This window comes from Nonomuraea basaltis (genome assembly GCF_005893125.1).
In the GTDB taxonomy this organism is placed as follows: Bacteria; Actinomycetota; Actinomycetes; order Streptosporangiales; family Streptosporangiaceae; genus Nonomuraea; species Nonomuraea basaltis.
Genome location: NZ_VCJS01000545.1, coordinates 1 through 1,516, shown reverse-complemented (window position 1 = coordinate 1,516; position 1,516 = coordinate 1). Strand labels below are relative to the sequence as shown.

At 62.3% G+C, this 1,516-nt stretch carries 2 protein-coding genes; one reads left to right on the top strand and one right to left on the bottom strand.

Annotated elements, in window-relative coordinates; all coding sequences use genetic code 11:
* Nucleotides 1–424 precede the first annotated feature (424 nt).
* Nucleotides 425–772: a hypothetical protein gene (locus tag EJK15_RS69290; protein WP_138720919.1), complete on the top strand. Its 348-nt coding sequence runs from the start codon at nucleotides 425–427 to the stop codon at nucleotides 770–772.
* Nucleotides 773–927: 155 nt separating this feature from the next.
* Here EJK15_RS69290 and EJK15_RS69285 read toward each other — a convergent pair whose 3' ends face one another.
* Nucleotides 928–1,245: a hypothetical protein gene (locus EJK15_RS69285; protein ID WP_138720918.1), complete on the bottom strand. Its 318-nt coding sequence runs from the start codon at nucleotides 1,243–1,245 to the stop codon at nucleotides 928–930.
* Nucleotides 1,246–1,516 lie beyond the last annotated feature (271 nt).

Below are 1,516 nucleotides of genomic sequence, written 5' to 3'. Positions count from 1 at the left end.
CTTGCGGCCCAAGGCTAGAGATCTCAGGCTCAAATCGCGAAAGACGCTCGGCTGCCAGCCGAGCGTCTCGCTATGCTTCCACCACCAGTAGTTGATCACCGTGTTGCGACAACCCCTGGAATTCGCCAACCCGGGAGGGGGCCTTGCGTGGTGGCTCCCGCGATAGGACTCGAACCAGACGTTCAGCGTCTTGATCAGTTCACGTTGGTTTGGGTGCGAGGTTAGGCCGGTCAATCGAGCCCAGCCTCGTTCACACTCGTTCACCTTGGCGGCAGCTTTACCTTTTCGCACGACAAATCGGACATTCTAAATTTATAGCCACCTTGACATGTAGAAGCGCCCATATATGGGCGAGACGGAGCATTGGATAACAGATGCCGGGTATCTCTAACGAGGAAATCGGCTCCGTCAAGAAAGGTTAGCCATGCGAAACTTCACGCGCATATGCTGCATTGCCGTCTCGGTCGCGTTCCTATCAATTGCGGCGCAGTCTGCCGCGTCTGCCCAGGATACTCCCAGCAACAACACACACGGGGGGACTGCTCAACCCGCAACCACAGGGGGCATCACAATCCCGCCTAACGTCCGAGAAATCGCCCTAAATAATCTATTGCAGCGCGTTCGAGCCATCATCGCCGCAAAAGAGAAAGAGGAGAAAGAGGAGAACGAGAAGCAAGAGAAGCAAAGAGCGAGAGAGTTGATAGAGCAACATATCTCTATTTTCCTTTCCGAGCCGGCGACGCGTCATCTGTTCACCGCCCCGTTTGACTAGCCGAGCAGACCAGGCGCCGGCGCCTGGTCTGCTTCCCCGCGCCACTTCCCCCCGCCCCCGTTAGCTGCCCACCTTCGCGACTGCCGCCCGGGTTCTGTCAACCGGTGCTTTGCGTGTTCCAAGCTCCCGGTGACGAAATGTCGCGCGTGAGCGGTTCAGGCGCTCGCTTGCCGGTTCTGCCACACGGCGTGCACGTCCGCCACCAGGTCCAGCAGCGCGCCCTCAAGGGTGGCCGGCCGGACGCCCGCCCCGATGTGGTGCACCGGAGCGCCAGAGCAGTGGCAGGCGTCCCAGCCGGAGCGGCGACCTGAGCTGGTGCGGTGCGGCCGGATCGTGCCGAGCACATCCCCGGCGATCACCACCTGGTAGGAGCCGTCATCGCGGGCGACGAGCTGGACGGCGTCCAGCTCGTCGCCGGTGTACCAGGCGCGGCGGCGCAGCGGGTCGCCGCCGCTCTGTCGTTCATCGCTCATTGGACCCTAGTGAAGCACGGAGGGCACGGCCCTGTGGGGGTCCGCGCCCTCCGCGTCTCGTGGTCGCCGGTCAGACGGGGCGACCGGCCACCGCGTGCTCGAACTCCGACCCCGGCGTGAACCTCACCCGCCACGTCGCAGGCACTAGGGCGCGTATTTGATTGTGATCAATCTGCGGGATCTGCCCTCGTCTCGGGGCCTGATCCGGTAGATCGTTCAGCGTGACGCGAGTGCAATTGACGGATGTGGAGTGGGAGTTCATCGAGCCCTA

Bases quoted from the DNA above. Each gene is read 5' to 3' on its own strand.
- EJK15_RS69290 (WP_138720919.1), top strand. From the start codon at position 425: ATGCGAAACTTCACGCGCATATGCTGCATTGCCGTCTCGGTCGCGTTC.
- EJK15_RS69285 (WP_138720918.1), bottom strand. From the start codon at position 1,245: ATGAGCGATGAACGACAGAGCGGCGGCGACCCGCTGCGCCGCCGCGCC.